The organism is Clostridium sp. CM038 (genome assembly GCF_055081105.1).
The window spans coordinates 3,840,074-3,856,502 of the sequence record NZ_CM143651.1; the positions used below are offsets into that span (position 1 = coordinate 3,840,074).

The following is a 16,429-nucleotide window of genomic DNA, read 5'->3' on the forward strand; positions in this document are numbered from 1 at the left end:
AAAGACATGTTTTAATAGGAGGATTATTTTATGCTTAAAAATTGGAGCTCTCATGCTGATTATCAGCAATTTATTATTTTAAATCTCTCATGTTTCTACAAAGCTTTTCCTAAAAAAATTATAGAACTTGAACCTTCTATCTCTAAGTTGTATTGCTTAGACTTAGATATTCTTAGAGAGATATTAAAACCTTATTATTCTAATATTGGTAGACCTGCAACTCTTCAACCTGAGATATTTCGTTCATTTTCTTTAATGCTTTTTCAAAAGGAAACAAGCATTACCAACTGGGTTAAAAAGATTCATGCCTGTGAGTTACTTGCAACCTGTATAGGCTGCACTAAAAATAATGTCCCATCACTTGGTGCTCATTATGATTTTATCTCTAGATTATGGCTTTCAAATCTGTCTACCGACAGGGTAAACCTAAAAAAAATATATTCGTATAAGAAGAAACCCTCTAAAATTAAGGCACCCGGGAAAAATAAAAAGCTTCCTAATAAAAAAACTGGTGTTGTTAAGAGAATTTCAGATTTTTTTGAAGCTGGTCGCTCATTTTCCCTAAGAGCCGAAAGGCTGCTTCAAAAAATATTCTCATTAGTTGCTGTAGAACCCTCTTTTAATCTTAACTTAATAGAAAAAGATAACCTTACAGTTGGCGGCGATGGTACTTGTGTTCACTGTAAGTCTTCTTACTATGGTTCTAAAGTTTGTGACTGCCGTGAAAATGGAATTTACGATTGCAAATGCCCTCGTAGACTTTCTGACATAAATGCTAATTGGGGTTGGGACAGCCATGAAAATCGTTGGTTTTATGGCTACACTCTCTATGCTTTATCTGTCTATAATAAAAAATATAAGATAGATCTACCTATTTATCTACGATTTGTAGAGGCAAGCAGACACGACAGTGTCACTGGAATAGTAGCATTAGCTGAATTTAGAGAACTGTTACCGCAGTTCACTATATCAAATTATGTTCTTGACTCAGCTAATGATAACTACCCTACATATGAATTATGTTCTAAATGGAACATTAATCCCTTTATTGATCTGAACTCCAAAAACAAAGGAAATTCAAAATATCCAGTTACTCTAGATATTAATGAAAAAGGATTTCCTATCTGTATTGGTGGCCATGAAATGGTCTATAACGGTTATGAAAAAAGTCGTTCACGCCTTAAATGGCGTTGCCCTTTAGTTTTAAAAAAGGTTGCTAGTTGCTCTTGCTGTGAACAGTGCTCACCTTCACCTTATGGGCGAGTAATCTACACTAAACCATCATGGGATTTGCGGTTGTTTACTCCTGTGCCTCGCGGCTCAAAACAATGGAAAACTATTTATAAAACTAGAACCTGCTCAGAACGTATAAACAATCGTATTCTAAATGATTATAAAATTCATACTTTACGAATACATGGTAAAAAACGTTATTCATTTATGACTATGATTGCTGGAATTAATATTCATCTAGATGCAAGACTTAAAGTTTCAGGTTTTAGTATTTTAAATTTATTAGAGTAGCTGTTTGACAATTAAGTACTTTTTTCTGAAAATTCCTGCATCGTGTAGGCTTGTTTGCTATACCTATTTTTATTCCTAACTGCTCTCTGAACATAAAATTTATAGCACTATAATGACTCTATACATAATTAAGTTTTACATATTAGTTTCCGTGACTACTCCAATTCTCAATATTTACAAATACTCATTGTATTCATAAATCGCTGTTTTTTAGAGTAGATGAATTATAATATATTTATCCGTTTTATATCTTAATGTGGATTGTCTAAATACTCCGACAATGTTGGTGCCACAGCATTTACATATAGATTTATTACTTAATTAAATAAATCTATATGAGAAACCTTTATATTATTACTGTCACTTAGACTTATGTTAAAATTACCACTTGCATTTGATCCGATAATTCTAATATTATATTTGCCACTTTTAGGTGTAGTAAAATTTAGATTTCCATTGTCATCTAACTCATTTTTTTTTGATATAACATTATGGTCTGAATCTAAAATAACAATGTAAAATTTTCCTTTACTGATTTTTGTATTATCATTAATAGTTATCTTATTGCCTTTGTCGGATGTGAACTGCATTAAAGACCATTTACCATTAAATTTTTCAAAGTCGAAACTTTCATTATTTTCACCACTTTTCTCATTTCCTTTATATCCAAAACTTTTTTTAGATTTATCATTGCTTGATAAATAATTGTTTGAATCAATATTAGGAAAATATTTTTTATACAATACGGTCCCTGTTCCTGCAATTATCATCACTATTAAGCAAATGATAATTAAATTACTTCTTTTTTTCATTTTTCTAATCCCCCATTTCTAAAATATAGGTATATTATCTATTAAAAAAGCTATACAAAAATCTTTTGAAAACTATGGAAATAATCTCCTTCATATAATACAATATTGAACCAACTGCTACAAACATTATACCACTATTTACCATATCAAAAAAAGAAAACTTCAGTGGAGTATAAATCTCCTTCTGAAGTCTTTATATGATAATTTAATCTTTCTTTTAATACTCATAACTGTAAGCTCTTTTTTCTTAGAAAATGCTAACGAAAGTATATATTACGCAGAATGCGTTTGAACAAGCCTTAGTAATTCACAATTTATTTTATTTTTAGCATATGCAAATAAAATAAATTTTAGAAGTACTTAGCGATGTGAACGCATTCCAGTAATATATACTTTTCGTTATAGCATACTCTAAGAAAAAAATTCCCCATGCCCTATTCCTTATTTTCTTTCCATATTAAAAAGGCTATAAGAAATACAGATGCATCTTTAAAGTTCCTAATATCAAAATTTGTTTCTTTCTTAATCTTATCCAATCTATAGATCAGGGTATTCCTATGAACATATAGTTTCCTAGCAGCATCACTAATATTAAGACCACAATTTACAAATTGCTCAATAGTTGATATCATTTCACCATCGAAAGCATCGAATTTGTCTTTTAACATATATAAAAGTTCCTGCTTAATTTTTATGTCTATGTTATAGACGATTTTCTCAAACAACATTTTATTATAACTAAATATATGATCTTTTATATCAAATTTTTTCCCTAGCTGCATACATTGAACAGCATCATTATAAGCTTTTTTAAACTCGTTTATATCATAAGCTCTATCTCCATAACTTAGATAACATTTACAATACAAATCTGATGATATGGATTCCTTTATACTTTCTGTATGTTCTTGTATTTCAGCAAAGTCACCAATTACAATAATACTATCATTATATATTAAACTTACAACTGGTTCTTTATCATATATTTGTTTTATTATGTTGAGAGATTCATAATTACTTCCATCTGAACTTATTAATATGATATAACACCCATCTTTGAGAAAAGGTAAATTGTAATTAATATTATCAATAGAAATTTCTCTATTCTCTAAAATATCAATAACTGCTTGTTCTTTAGTTAAAAAATGCTGGGTATATTTATTTTCAATAACATATTTAAGTAAGAATGTACAATTTTCATACTTCTTCTCTAAACTTATTATGCCTTTAACTCGTCCAAGCATAATAGTAAAGTTAGTTATATTTGAATTTTCAATATTTAAGTCACTAATATATAAAGCAATCCCATCTTCGGTAACTATATCAAATGGTATGTTTGAAGAGTGACTTAAATCCTTCAGGAATTCAGTAAAATTGTACATAGTACGTTTCCCCCTATATTATCGTGTTCTCCGTTTCTTTATCAAATATATGAATTTTATTAGTATCTAAAGCAATCTTAATTTTTTCTCCAACTATAGCTTTGGACGATCCATTTACTCTAGCTACAATACTTGTATTTCCTTTTGACAAATAAATATTAGTCTCCGCGCCCATAAGCTCCGTAACGTCAACTTTGGCTTCTATAACTGAATTTTTATTTTTTTCAATAAAGTCAATACCGTCATCAATATCTTCTGGTCTAATTCCCATTATAACAATTTTGCCTATATAGTCTTTTTCTTTTACAGCTTCTGCCTTATCCTTCGGTAATATTATAGTTTCATTATCGAAAGAAAGCACAACTTCACCATCTTTTTCTAAAACCTTAGCTTCCATAAAGTTCATTTGAGGACTTCCTATAAACCCAGCAACAAACATATTAACTGGATGTTCATATATGTTATGAGGAGTATCTACTTGTTGCACTAATCCATCTTTCATTACAACTATTCTTGTCCCCATAGTCATAGCTTCTGTTTGATCATGCGTTACGTATACAAAAGTTGTTTGAAGTTTATGATGGAGTTTTGCTATTTCTGTTCTCATTTGAACTCTAAGTTTAGCATCTAAATTCGATAGTGGCTCGTCCATTAAGAATACCTTTGGACTTCTTACTATAGCTCGTCCAAGCGCTACTCTTTGCCTTTGTCCACCTGACAATGCCTTTGGTTTTCTATCAAGCAAATGTTCTATATCAAGGGTTTTAGCTACATCAGTAACCTTTTGTTTTATTTGATCCTTTGGCATTTTTCTTAATTTTAATCCAAATGCCATGTTATCATATACAGTCATATGAGGGTACAATGCATAGTTTTGGAAAACCATTGCTATATCTCTATCTTTGGGTGCCACATCATTTACTAATTTATCTCCAATATATATCTCCCCTTGTGATATTTCTTCAAGACCTGATATCATTCTCAAAGTTGTTGATTTACCACAACCAGATGGTCCTACAAAAACTATAAATTCTTTATCTTCTATTTCAAGATTAAAATCTTTAACCGCTGTTACATTCCCTGTATAAACCTTGTATATGTGTCTTAATGATAAATTTGACATAATATATACCCCCCCTATATGTTTCTATATATATATATTAAACCTTTAAAAGCTATTTATCTATTTGCAAAACACACAAAAATTGTAAAGTTAATTTGTAGAAAGACACAACTGACCCTTTATTAAATTATCACCTGCGGTGCTGCAACATCTTCACAGAAGATACATTGACGACTTCAGAAGGAGATTTATACTCCCACTGAAGTTTCTCTTTGTTATTGTATGTAACTCCCACTCATAAAAGTGGGAGACTTTCCTTCTGAAATGTCGTCAAAACCTAATCCTTAAAATTTTTCCCTTGATATAAATCTAATTCCTTTAATCTGTTATCTATTCCATTTAAAACTTCCCATTTTTTCAAACTCCACATAGGGCCTATTAGTAACTCCCTTGGTGCGTCGCCTGTTAATCTATGAATAACCATATTAGGTGGAAGCATAGTAATTGACGTACAAATTATATCTATATACTCATCTTGCTGCAAAAACTTCAGCTTTTCTTGTTTGTAAAGGCTAACCATAGGGGTATCTTCCATAAGATGAAGTAGATGCATTTTTATACCCTTTACATTTTTATGTGCCACGTAGTCTATGGTTTTTAGCATGTCCTCCCTACTCTCTCCAGGAAGTCCAAAAATGGTATGCACCACCACATCAATGTTTCTCTTATTAAGCTCACTTAGAGCCTCCTCAAATCTCACTAATTTATATCCCCGATTAATAATTTTTGCGCTTTCATCACTACTAGTTTGAAGCCCTAGTTCTACCCATGTGTATACTCTATTAGAATATTCCTCTATAAGATCTAATACCGCATCGTCTAAACAATCAGGCCTTGTAGCTATAGCAAGAGCCACCACTCCTTCTTGTGATACTGCCTCCTCATATTTTTCTCTTAATACATCGATATTTGCATAAGTATTTGTATAAGCCTGAAAATAAGCAATGTATTTCCCTGTTTTCCATTTTTTATTCATCATAACCTTTATATCTTCAAATTGCTTTGTAATAGAAAAATCCCTATTCCCAGCAAAATCTCCTGAGCCCCTTTCGCTACAAAACAAACACCCTCCACTACTAATAGTCCCATCTCTATTTGGACAAGAAAATCCAGCGTCCAAAGCAATTTTAAAAACCTTATTACCGAACTTGTCCCTTAAAAAATAATTTAAACTGTGATATCTTTTGTCACTCCATATTTTCTGCACTAATATCATCCTTTCTTTATTTAAAGACCATTTAAATAAACTAACTAGTCGTAAGACTAGTTAGTTATTTGAAGATTCAAGCCCTATATCAATTATACCTTATAGTCTGTGAACAGTGCATTATTTATAATTTATCTACGGTAAAAGTCTTTAAATCAAGTTTCCATTTACCAATTATATCTGCTTCCGAACTGTTAACATTTGGTTTAGGCATTACTTCATAAGTCATAGTATCCTCACCAAAAGAAGAAAATACAATTTGAACTTTTTCTACAGGATAGTCTTTTTCAAAATTAACAGGAATCATATCTCCATTATCTACATTATAAACCCTAATATATTTGCCCGTTTTTTCCTTATTATACTGTACAAGCAAAAATTTTTCATCTAAGGAGAAGGTCATAAATTCTACTTTACAATCAAGCAATAAATCTATTGAAATTAATTCCTTTCCAATTGGTTTTTCCTTAGCTACTTCACCCGATCCTCCACCTTGCGGGGACTCCTCAGTTGGATTTGTAGCACTTCCCTGAACTGCTAGAGATTGATCAATGTTAACAATACCAATAAATGAGTTTTTGTTATAAGTACTAACTGCAAGTTTATCTCCTTCATAACTAAAATTTATAGAGCTGAATTCTTTTGTAGGCACCACTACTTTATATAATCGCGCTCCATCATCTTTCGAATATACATATTTAGGAAACCCCGCTTTATCAATAATTAAATTGGTTTTTACATTTTTTTTATCTCTAAATCTAATACCCATGTCCTCCACAAAAGCTTCATTTTGTGGTGTATTGGTTATTTCGCTTATTTTATATTCAGCCCCATCTTTAATAATTCTGATAGAATATTCATCAAGGCATGACTGAGAGCTATCCATCGATGTTCTTGTAACTCTAACCTTAAAAACCCCACTTCTACCAACTTCATTACTTTCTGTAACTTTATAACCTTTTATCTTCATATCACTAATTGGCATATTAGAAACTTTTTCAGATAATTCCTTACTATATAGTTTTTTACCATTTTCATAATCTTCCTTCATTATAAAATTCATATAGCTCTCAACTACATTAGTTGCAGTTTTAATTTCAAAAGCATTAACTTTTGGCTTTTCTTTATTCTCTTTTTTTGAACATGATGTAAAAGACAAAATACAACACGCTATTAATAAACAACTTAAAATTTTTTTCAATTTTTCACTCCCTTTAATCCAATTTTAATTTAATTATGGAAATTATAATTACTTTTATACTTAGGATTTATAAAATCAAATTCATTATGCTAATTATAGTTTCCCTCTAAATAAATTTTTAATTTATAAAATCATCATTTATTATTAAACAATGCACATATATTTAGAAAGACAAGCATCTTATTTAAGTATGACTATTAATTTAATAATTTTGTGGGGGAGATTTTTTGAAAAAAACAATTGGTCAAATGTTTCAAATTTCAGCTGTATTTATCGGAACAATAGTCGGTGCAGGCCTTGCTTCCGGTCAGGAAATAACTCAATTTTTCAGTACTTATGGGTATATGAGCTTCTGGGGAATCCTCATATGTGGTTTAATCTATATTTTAATAAGTTCTATTATAATTTCTATTAGCCTAAAACATAAATTAAGCTCCTATACTGAGCTTATAACCCTTATAAGCCCCGGTTTTTTTGGTGTAATTACCGATGTTTTTACAAGTTTTTTCTTAATTAGTGGAGCCGCCATAATATTAGCTGGAAGTGGTGCGCTTCTTCATCAATATTTTGGTGTTTCAAAATGGGTAGGAATTTTACTTATGTCTGTAATCTCTTTATATACCTTACTTAAAGATACCAAAGGATTAATAACAATAAATTCCTTTATAGTACCTGCTCTTACTACAATCATTGTAACTATATTTGTATTGTATTTAGTATTCTACAAAGATATAGTAAGCGCTTCCTATATAAAACAAATCCCCTCTTATAAAACCCAAATTGTCCCTGTCCAATGGTTTTTTTCAGCCGTGCTCTATGCCAGTTATAACATGCTATCCTGTAGTGGTGTTCTAGTCCCAATAAGTCAAGAAATAAAGCATAAACGTATTCTTATTCCCGGAGTTATAATAGGCGCTATAGTTTTAACCATATTATGCTATTTTGTTAATGTGATGCTTTTATTAAACATTCCTCAAATTTTTAAATATGAAATTCCACTTCTATATATTACAAACCGTTTTGGCACACTAATGCAGATTCTTCTGCTTTGTGTAATTTTTTGTGAAATGTTTTCAACTGAAGTTTCTAATATATATAGCGTAGGCAAGACCCTTGAGAAAAAGTTTAATATTTCTTATAAAAAAGCGGTCATATTAATACTTATTATATCTTTGCCTATTTCTCAAATTGGCTTTAAAAATTTAATTAAAGTCCTTTATCCTGGCTTCGGTGCAATAAGTTTTATTTTTTTGATTCAATGTATTCTATTTTATAGAAAAACTTCTAAAAATCAGAATTGACATTATATATATTGCGCTGTACAGTTCTTATATATTCTAAAGATTTAAATTATAAAACAAGGAGATAAAGATGATTAATAAAGGCACTAGAGAATTAGATAGTTCATATTTTTTAAAATTGTTAAAAAAATGCAATTTATGTCCTAGGAAATGTTTTGTTAATAGATTAGGTGGAGAATTAGGCTTTTGTAGAGCTTCTAAGGATGTAAAAATAGCTAAAGCTTCCCTGCATCACTGGGAAGAGCCCTGTATTTCTGGCGTAAATGGCTCTGGAACTGTATTCTTTTCCAATTGTAATCTGAAATGTGTATTTTGTCAGAATAATAAGATAAGCCATGAAGATGCTGGGAAAACGGTATCTATCTATCGCCTTAGTGAAATTTTTTTGGAGCAGCAGGAAAGAGGGGCCCTTAATATAAATTTAGTTACCCCTACTCACTATGTACCCCAAATAATAGAAGCCTTGAAACTTGCTAAAAATAAAGGCCTTAATATTCCTATTCTCTATAATTCAAGTGGCTATGAAAATATAGATACCATTAAAATGCTTCGAGGGTTTATTGATGTTTATTTACCAGACTTAAAATATTGTAGCAATAAATATGCTATTAAATATTCAAAAGCGCCTAATTATTTTATTGTAGCTTCTGCCGCTATTACTGAAATGGTTTCGCAAGTAGGAGAAGTCAAATTTGATGCTGATGGTATAATTCAAAAGGGAGTAATCATTAGGCACCTTATGCTACCAGGCTTATTATTTGATTCTAAGAAAATAATAGATTTTATATATAACACCTTTAATGATTCAGTATATATCAGCTTAATGAATCAATATACCCCTATGCAAGTCGCAATTAATTATCCTGAAATAAACAAGAAAGTAAACCCTAATCATTATGCTGCTCTAATTGAGTACTGCTTAAACCTAGGCATCACCAAGTGCTTTATTCAAGAAAGCGAAAGCTCATCTTCGACTTTCGTACCTGACTTTGATTTAAGCGGAGTATAATGCTAAAAGGTCCCCATGATTTTAATCATGGGGACCTTTTAGCATATAATCATTCCATATAGGTTGCGCTTTGATCTTTATGAATCATCTCCTGCGGAGCTGGATTAATGACTTCAGAAGGAGATTTATACTCCCACTGAAGTTCTTTCTTTATTACAGTATAGGACTCCCCCCTATAGAAGAGGCCACTGAAAAACTATATGAAAAATCGTCATCTAATTAAAGATGGCGATTTTTTTATATAAAAGACTAAAAAACAAAAAGGAATTTTAAAAGATATGTCGAATTAGTATAGTAGAATAAAATAAAAGGGGCTAAACTATTATGCTAAAAGGACAATTGGAAATAAAAATAAATACATACCATAGCTTATATTCGTTAATTATTCCGAAAGATAACATTTTAAAGCAAATTAATGACCTTGTTGACTTTTCATTTGTTTATGACGAATTGATGATTAACTATAGTTCATCTATGGGTAGAGGTGCTATTAACCCCATAATGCTATTTAAATATTTACTTTTGAAAGTAATATATGAATTGTCTGATGAAGATGTTGTTGAAAGAACTCTTTATGACATGTCCTTTAAATATTTTCTAAATTTAGCCCCAGAAGAAACAAATTTAATAAACTCAAGTACACTAACTAAATTTAGAAAGCTTCGCCTTAAAGACATGAATTTATTGGATTTATTAATAAACAAGACTGTAGAACTTGCTATAAAAGAGGGAGTTTTAAAAAGTAAAGCAATAATAGTTGATGCTACGCATACCAAGTCACGTTATAACCAAAAGTCAGCAAGCGAGGAATTATTGAAACGTGCAAAAAACTTAAGAAAAACATTGTACGGAGTACATCCTGGTATTAAAGAAGAGTTACCTAATAAAGTTACAACTGGAGTACTTGAAGATATTCTTGAGTACTGCAAATTATTAATTGATACCATAAACGAGAAGCCAGAAACTGCAGCAAATCCAGCTGTGAAAACTAAATTAAACTACTTAATGGAAGCTATTAATGATGACTTAGAAAATCTAAAAATATCAAAAGATGAGGATGCAAAAGTGGGGCATAAAACTGAGGATAGTTCTTTTTTTGGATATAAATCACACCTTGCTATGAGTGAAGAACGTTTAATTACAGCAGCTGTTATTACAACTGGCGAAAAAAGTGATGGAAAGGAGCTCATAACCTTAATAGAAAAAAGCCGTGAGGCTGGTATAGATGTAAATGAAGTAATTGGAGATACAGCTTATTCTGAAAAGAAAAACCTAGAATATACAAAAGAAAATAAAATTGCATTAATTTCAAGACTAAATCCTGTAATTTCACAAGGAATGCGAAAAAAAGAAGATGAATTTGAGTTTAATAAAGATGCTGGTTTATTTGTATGTCCGGCAGGTCATATGGCTATTAAAAAAGCAAAACAGGGAAAGAAGAATGTTGGTAAAAATCAAGTGCTAACCTACTATTTTAATGTAGAAAAGTGTAAAAATTGTGTTCATAAAGATGGGTGTTATAAAGAAGGCGCTAAATCTAAAACTTATTCAGTTTCAATAAAGTCAAATACTCACAAAGATCAAATAGAGTTCGAAAAAAGTGAATATTTTAAAAAACGAGCTAGGGAACGTTATATGATAGAGGCTAAAAACAGTGAACTTAAGCACCAACATAGCTATGATGTAGCAATATCGTCAGGCTTAATTAGCATGCAAATGCAAGGTGCATTATCAATCTTCACTGTGAATATAAAGAGAATAATTAAGTTGAAAAGCATGAAATAGGGCTTTTAAAACTTAATTATAAAATAAAAAGCATGAGATATCCAAAATATGGACATCTCATGCTTTTTCTATTCAAGCTTGAAAACTCTACTAAATAAAGAGTGCTTTTTTCAGCGGCCTCCTATAGAAGTGGGAGACTTTCCTTCTGAAATGTCATTAAAATCAAACTTTATATTCTTAAAAGAAAAATACAATACACAAGCGAATATTATGCCTGCAAGCACATCTACAAAATAATGTTGCTTTATAAACATAGTAGATAGAATTATAAAAACAGCTGCAGTAACACAGATCATTTTAATAGGTTTACAAACCTTTTCCGATTCATAAATATATAAAGCTACTAACACTGAATTTAAAACATGAATGCTTGGGAAACAGTTATAAGGATTATCAGCCATGTATAAGCTTAAAACCAAATTACTGAAGAAATCCGTTCCTGTTATCATGGGCCTTGGAACACAGGTTGGATAAAAATAATATATTATATAACATGTAATCATACCTATATTTAAAGTTATAAGTAGCTTTAGATACCTTCCTTTATCTACTATACATAGGATAGTCGCAAAAATTGCTATAAATATATACCAAGATATATAAGGTAATATAAAAAATTTATTAAAGGGGATGAGCTTATCTACAAAAGTAAATAGGTCGTTAGTATCTCCTCTATATTGATTTAACATTGGATATGTCATACTTATTAATGGTATACTTAGTCCCAGTAGGCCTCTTTTAATAATATCCTTCCATTCTTGTAGCGCTACCTTCTTTTGTAGTTGTTCCATTTTATCTCCTCCTTCCCTCCTTAATAAAAGCTATATTTTATACCTTAAACTCTACTCTATCTAACCTTGCAATTATCTTTATATCATTATGTTTAACTGTATCAGTTCTTAATGAAACTCTATTGCTTATTAACAATATTTTATTACTATCTAATTTTTTTATTTGTCTTAACACTCTTTCTCCATTGTAATCCACTAGCGAAATAGCATTATTTTCTATTTCATGTGTCAAATGAGCAAAAGCAATGTCCCCACTACAAATTCTAAACCCAAGCATATCGTCATTCTCTATTTCTAAAAACAATACTTTATCTTGAGCATATCCTTCTACTTTATTTGATATTATTGGCATTTGTTTTACACCTATTGCTTTAGCTAAATCATATTTATAAATAGAAACATCTTTTAACACTGAGCTAAACGCATCATTCCATACCTCGTTTACTTTTCCCACGCTAGGTCTTTCGAGCTTTGGTTTTCTTTCTTCTACATACTCAGCGGCTTGAAATGATACAGATGTATCTTCAATTTCTTCCCCTAAGATTTTAGAGATTTTTTCTAAAAATTTCTCATTTATAATCTTTTTTCCCATTTCAACTTCATTAATAAAATTTTCAGAAACTCCGATTTTTTTACCTAATTGTTTTTGACTTATCGCTTTTGATTCTCTTACCTCTTTAATTCTATCTCCTACTCTGCTCATAATTCTCCACCTTTCCAGTTGAATAATTTTCCGTAAAATATAAATCTCCTGCTATCTTGCAGAAGATTTATATTTTGTGCCACATGCCTTATTCCATTTTTCTATAGGCTTCTCTTTCTTCAATTAGATGTTGCATAAGATAATTAACCGTCCAGTTTATAGATGTTGGTGTTACAGCGGCTAGTATAGTATTACTGCTTTTAATTTGCCTTATACTATCAATTAAATCATACAGTTCCTTATCTTTATAACTATTAAATAAAAGTAATTTTTCGTGGGGTAGTTCGATTTTATTTTTTTCACTTTCTATATTCTCTAATACTTCTTTAATTGTTACATTGCCCATATTTTTCTCAATTACTTTGCAAGGTAACATATTTTGTTTTGATAGTAAACTATTAAGTTTTTCTTCTTCATCCTCGTTTAGTCCATATGCAAGGATAAGTTTTTCATTAATAAGCTCCACAATATATACCCCCTACAATTTAATATTTTTATTACATTTTTTCTGGCTGATCGTACTCAATTCCTAAAGTATCAACGCTCATGCTTTTTATCCTTTGCACCTTACGTGGCATATCTCTAAAATCTCTTTCTACCTTAGCTATTTCTAAAGCATGCTCCATACCCTCAGTTACTTTTCCAAAAGCTGCATAACTTCCATCTAAATGATAAGAATTAGCTACCATAACAAAAAACTGGCTTCCTGCTGAATCTGAATCATTAGATCTAGCCATTGATAGAACACCAACTGAATGCTTTAAATCATTTTTAAATTTATTAGAAGAAAACTCACCTTTTATTGAATAATCTGGTCCACCAACACCTGTTCCCTCAGGGCAGCCACCTTGAATCATAAATCCTGGAATTACCCTATGAAAAGTAAGTCCGTTATAAAATCCCTTGTTTATAAGACTTATAAAATTATTTACCGTGTTAGGTGCAACTTCTGGGAACAATTCAGCCTTTATTACTTTTCCATTTTCCATATTAATTGTTACTATTGGATTCATATATTTATCTCTCCTTCTATTATGTATTCATTATAAATTATATCACATTTTATGTTATTTACTAATTTATATATATAAGCCGTATATTTAGTAATCTAAAAAAATAACTAGTAACTTCCCTAGTTATTTTTTTAGATGATGCGCCTTGTAAAAAGTTAAATAACTTGATGACCGACACTTATTTGCAAAATCATTTTTTCTTGAGGGTTCTCTAATTTTATATGAATGTTACCTCCAGGAAGTATTATTAGAAAATGTTCATCTAGCATGTCTACCTCTCGATTTTTTTCAATATTTACTGTATCTATTTCTAAGTTTCCGTAAGCCTCCGCTATATTGTATTCATATCCAATGTTTAAACTACCAAAGTTAGTTATATTTTCTAACTGTTTATCCTCATTTGCAATGATTAAATGTGCGATATTTTTATTTTCTTCGGATTTACATACTAGATGATTTATAATACATAAACAATCACTTTGAACTGGATTATTGATAATTATACAATTAATTTTTTTTGATTCTTCAATTTCCATATTAAATATATCCTGACCTATATGGTGTTCATTATTATTTTTTAATTGAAATACTCTGATTTTATCACCTTATTTCTGTTGTTCTTTGTATAGTTTAGTCTATTCTCATAGTCATGATATTGCTATACTTAATTCAAAATAAAATATGTAACATCTTCATGTTTTTTAGTCACAAATACACATTATATTAAATAATATATTATTAAGTCTATGCATTAAATTCAGACTGCACCATAAAAAGGAGGAATATTATGCCTTCCGCACCCAATTTGGACAAAATTAAAGATTCAATAAGCAATAGTTTAGATATTATATCAAACAAGTCTGAATATTTTATTGAAATATCAAAACTTAAATATAAAATTCATTCTGAAGAGAACAGTATGGAAGATCTCTACAAAGATATAGGAAAAGAACTGTACGCAATTTTTAAAACTAATAATCACATTGATGACTCCCTTTTAGATTATTGTAAGACATTAAAAAAAATAGAAGCCCGAATAAAAAATCTAGAAAAAAAGCTCAATAAAATTGATAATAAAAAATAAATAAAAAAGTATATATTACTATTAATGCATTCATTTCGCTATGAACTACTAATTTCAATGCATTATACGTAATATATACTTTGTTTTGCGCATGAAAATATTTGTTATTTATTTTAACGTACCCTGTTATGTAATTACATCCATGCCTTCATCATGTAGTTTATTTAAATGTCTTATCTCTACAAAAATAAACACGGCTGTTATAATTGAAGCTAATGCATCTGAACTAGGTCCCGATAACCATACACCATCTAATCCAAAGAACCTTGGCAGAATAAATAGTAATGGTATGAGGAGTATTACTTGTCTGCTTAATCCTAAAAATATGGATATTTTAGCTTTACCTATAGCTTGGAAGTAGTTCGAACTAACTATTTGAAATCCTATTATAGGGAGCATAAACAGGTATATTCTAATGCCATGGCTACCTATTACTATTAGTTCTGGATCCTTATTAAACAAACTTATAATTTGTTTTGGAAATACCTGTATAATTATAAACCCAGTTGTAGTAATAGTTGTAGCTGCGATTATTGCTAATCTTAGGGCATGTTTTACTCGTCCATAATTTTTTGATCCATAATTGTATCCGATAATTGGTTGACACCCTTGGTTAATTCCAAAAGTAGGCATCAACACCATCATCACCACACTCATAATAACTCCCATGGCTCCGAGTGCCATGTCCCCACCATATTTAACTAAACTTCTATTAGAAATAATAGACACTATACTTGCAGCAAGTTGCATTGAAAATGGCGACATACCTATAGCAAAAATGCTTTTTACAACCTTAACATCTAATTTTAAATTTTTATAGCGTATTTTTAGCACACTATTCCCACCAAAGAAATAGGATAATACCCATATCATACTTACGGCCTGAGAAAGAATAGTTGCAATAGCTGCACCTCTAGTTCCCATATGAAAAACAAAAATGAAAATTGGATCTAAAATTGTATTTAATACTCCCCCAATCAACATTGTAACCATAGCTGCTCGCGGATTACCCTCAGACCTTATTATATTATTCAGTCCAAATCCTACACTTTGAAATATTCCGCCTATAAGTATTATTGTTATGTATTCCTTAGCATATGGCAATATATCTTTACTCGCTCCAATTTTAAGTAACAGGGGTTCTAAAAATATAAGCCCTAAAATAGTTACTACAATTGAAAGTATAATAAGAAGAGTAAAGGCATTTCCTAAGATATGTTCTGCCTCTTCTTTTTTTTGTTGTCCAAGTTTAATAGATATAAGTGCGGCACTTCCAATTCCCACAAGCATTGCAAACGCCATAATCATAATAGCAATAGGAAATGTAACTGTAACTCCTGATAGTGCAAGTTTTCCTATTCCTCTTCCTATAAATATTCTATCTACAACATTATATAAACCATTAACTAGCATCCCTATAATGGCAGGAATTGAAAACTTCATAAGTAATTTACCTATATTTTCCTCTCCTAATTGTTTTGAGCTATCCAAAAA

Annotated in this window: 16 protein-coding genes; 5 read left to right on the plus strand and 11 right to left on the minus strand. The window is 30.3% G+C overall.

Annotated elements, in window-relative coordinates:
• Nucleotides 1-30 precede the first annotated feature (30 nt).
• Nucleotides 31-1,524, plus strand: coding sequence for a hypothetical protein (locus ACWJKS_RS17730; protein WP_462959674.1), 1,494 nt, complete (start codon nt 31-33; stop codon nt 1,522-1,524).
• Between the two features lie 317 nt (nt 1,525-1,841).
• Here the strand turns inward: ACWJKS_RS17730 and ACWJKS_RS17735 are convergent, their stop codons facing one another.
• From ACWJKS_RS17735 to ACWJKS_RS17755, 5 genes are all read right to left on the minus strand, one after another.
• Nucleotides 1,842-2,336, minus strand: coding sequence for a hypothetical protein (locus tag ACWJKS_RS17735; RefSeq protein WP_462960110.1), 495 nt, complete (start codon nt 2,334-2,336; stop codon nt 1,842-1,844).
• 434 nt (nt 2,337-2,770) lie between these two features.
• A complete protein-coding gene (locus ACWJKS_RS17740; protein ID WP_216303774.1) occupies nt 2,771-3,718 on the minus strand; it encodes a PucR family transcriptional regulator in 948 nt (315 codons plus the stop codon).
• 13 nt (nt 3,719-3,731) lie between these two features.
• Nucleotides 3,732-4,841, minus strand: coding sequence for an ABC transporter ATP-binding protein (locus ACWJKS_RS17745; RefSeq protein WP_462960111.1), 1,110 nt, complete (start codon nt 4,839-4,841; stop codon nt 3,732-3,734).
• Nucleotides 4,842-5,118: 277 nt separating this feature from the next.
• Nucleotides 5,119-6,057, minus strand: a complete 939-nt coding sequence (mnmL, locus tag ACWJKS_RS17750) for a tRNA modification radical SAM protein MnmL/YtqA (protein WP_258875988.1) — start codon at nt 6,055-6,057, stop codon at nt 5,119-5,121.
• 115 nt (nt 6,058-6,172) lie between these two features.
• Nucleotides 6,173-7,249 carry a hypothetical protein gene (locus tag ACWJKS_RS17755; protein WP_216303771.1) on the minus strand — a complete coding sequence of 359 codons (1,077 nt, stop codon included), beginning with the start codon at nt 7,247-7,249 and terminating at the stop codon, nt 6,173-6,175.
• Nucleotides 7,250-7,497: 248 nt separating this feature from the next.
• Here ACWJKS_RS17755 and ACWJKS_RS17760 point away from each other — a divergent pair, with 248 nt between their 5' ends.
• The 3 genes from ACWJKS_RS17760 (at nt 7,498) to ACWJKS_RS17770 (ending at nt 11,344) form a co-directional block, all read left to right on the plus strand.
• The gene (locus tag ACWJKS_RS17760) at nt 7,498-8,550 is read left to right on the plus strand and encodes a YkvI family membrane protein (RefSeq protein ID WP_220286288.1); all 1,053 of its coding nucleotides are present in this window, start codon (nt 7,498-7,500) and stop codon (nt 8,548-8,550) included.
• Between the two features lie 70 nt (nt 8,551-8,620).
• Nucleotides 8,621-9,559: a radical SAM protein gene (locus ACWJKS_RS17765; RefSeq protein WP_462960112.1), complete on the plus strand. Its 939-nt coding sequence runs from the start codon at nt 8,621-8,623 to the stop codon at nt 9,557-9,559.
• Between the two features lie 324 nt (nt 9,560-9,883).
• Entirely contained in the window at nt 9,884-11,344 is a 1,461-nt protein-coding gene (locus tag ACWJKS_RS17770) for an IS1182 family transposase (RefSeq protein ID WP_462960113.1), read from the plus strand.
• 110 nt (nt 11,345-11,454) lie between these two features.
• Here ACWJKS_RS17770 and ACWJKS_RS17775 read toward each other — a convergent pair whose 3' ends face one another.
• The 5 genes from ACWJKS_RS17775 to ACWJKS_RS17795 all read right to left on the minus strand — a co-directional run bounded on the left by ACWJKS_RS17775 (nt 11,455) and on the right by ACWJKS_RS17795 (nt 14,387).
• A complete protein-coding gene (locus ACWJKS_RS17775; protein ID WP_462960114.1) occupies nt 11,455-12,135 on the minus strand; it encodes a phosphatase PAP2 family protein in 681 nt (226 codons plus the stop codon).
• Nucleotides 12,136-12,172: 37 nt separating this feature from the next.
• Nucleotides 12,173-12,838, minus strand: coding sequence for a S24 family peptidase (locus ACWJKS_RS17780; RefSeq protein WP_216303769.1), 666 nt, complete (start codon nt 12,836-12,838; stop codon nt 12,173-12,175).
• An 88-nt stretch (nt 12,839-12,926) separates the two neighbouring features.
• The gene (locus ACWJKS_RS17785; protein ID WP_216303768.1) at nt 12,927-13,304 is read right to left on the minus strand and encodes a DUF3783 domain-containing protein; all 378 of its coding nucleotides are present in this window, start codon (nt 13,302-13,304) and stop codon (nt 12,927-12,929) included.
• A 31-nt stretch (nt 13,305-13,335) separates the two neighbouring features.
• Nucleotides 13,336-13,851, minus strand: coding sequence for a peptidylprolyl isomerase (locus tag ACWJKS_RS17790; RefSeq protein WP_216303767.1), 516 nt, complete (start codon nt 13,849-13,851; stop codon nt 13,336-13,338).
• 155 nt (nt 13,852-14,006) lie between these two features.
• Nucleotides 14,007-14,387, minus strand: a complete 381-nt coding sequence (locus ACWJKS_RS17795) for a hypothetical protein (RefSeq protein ID WP_216303766.1) — start codon at nt 14,385-14,387, stop codon at nt 14,007-14,009.
• Nucleotides 14,388-14,638: 251 nt separating this feature from the next.
• Between ACWJKS_RS17795 and ACWJKS_RS17800 the strand changes: the two genes are divergently transcribed.
• Nucleotides 14,639-14,935, plus strand: a complete 297-nt coding sequence (locus ACWJKS_RS17800; protein ID WP_165412371.1) for a zinc ribbon domain-containing protein — start codon at nt 14,639-14,641, stop codon at nt 14,933-14,935.
• Between the two features lie 126 nt (nt 14,936-15,061).
• On the opposite strand, the gene ACWJKS_RS17805 is transcribed toward ACWJKS_RS17800, so the two are convergent.
• Nucleotides 15,062-16,426: an MATE family efflux transporter gene (locus ACWJKS_RS17805; protein WP_220286266.1), complete on the minus strand. Its 1,365-nt coding sequence runs from the start codon at nt 16,424-16,426 to the stop codon at nt 15,062-15,064.
• Nucleotides 16,427-16,429: the final 3 nt, after the last annotated feature.